The sequence below is a fragment of the Capnocytophaga sp. oral taxon 332 str. F0381 genome (assembly GCF_000318275.2).
GTDB lineage: Bacteria > Bacteroidota > Bacteroidia > Flavobacteriales > Flavobacteriaceae > Capnocytophaga > Capnocytophaga bilenii.
The window spans coordinates 1-650 of sequence record NZ_KB291248.1; the positions used below are offsets into that span (position 1 = coordinate 1).

The 650-nt window shown below is 33.8% G+C and carries 1 protein-coding gene; it reads left to right on the plus strand.

Features of this window, described 5'->3' with window-relative positions; translation table 11 throughout:
• The first annotated feature begins 272 nt into the window (after window positions 1-272).
• Window positions 273-551, plus strand: coding sequence for a SemiSWEET family transporter (locus tag HMPREF9075_RS00770; protein WP_009414673.1), 279 nt, complete (start codon window positions 273-275; stop codon window positions 549-551).
• Window positions 552-650: the final 99 nt, after the last annotated feature.

Consider the following 650-nt stretch of genomic DNA (forward strand, 5'->3'; position numbering starts at 1 on the left):
GCTCGGATTATGCCCGAGTTACCTGCATTTTGATAAATTCGCAAACCATTTTTTTTTGACTATAGAAATTGACAAAAAAGCTTAATATTACTCACTCATCAATGCGTATTCCAGCTGATATTTTAGCTATTATTGATGTAGTGGAAGACCCTTATATTCGGAGATTACAGGCTTCGTTACGCAGAGTGTAAAATAAAAATGTTTCTAATTATTTTTGAAGTTTCTTTGTAAAATCGCAAATTATTACTATCTTTGCAGAAAACCATATTATTATGAACGAAAAAAGAAATATCAAGCAAAAAATTAATTTGCTTATAGGTTCCATAGGAGCCTTTATAGGAGTGGCGGTATTTGTAGCCTATATTCCTCAAATTATGGCCAACTTAGAGGGGCACAAAGCACAACCTTGGCAACCTTTGTTTGCAGCTGGGTCTTGTCTTATCTGGGTGGTGTATGGCTGGACAAAAGAGCCTAAGCCAGATTATATTCTCATTATCCCCAATTTGGTAGGGGTAGTTTTAGGATTCTTAACTTTTATTACTTCACTTTAAAGCTACTGTATGTTTCTGCTTTTCGGCAAAAGCAAAAACGATCACTAATCCCTACATTGGAATATATTTAGATTGCGAATAAATAAAAAATTTGTTATT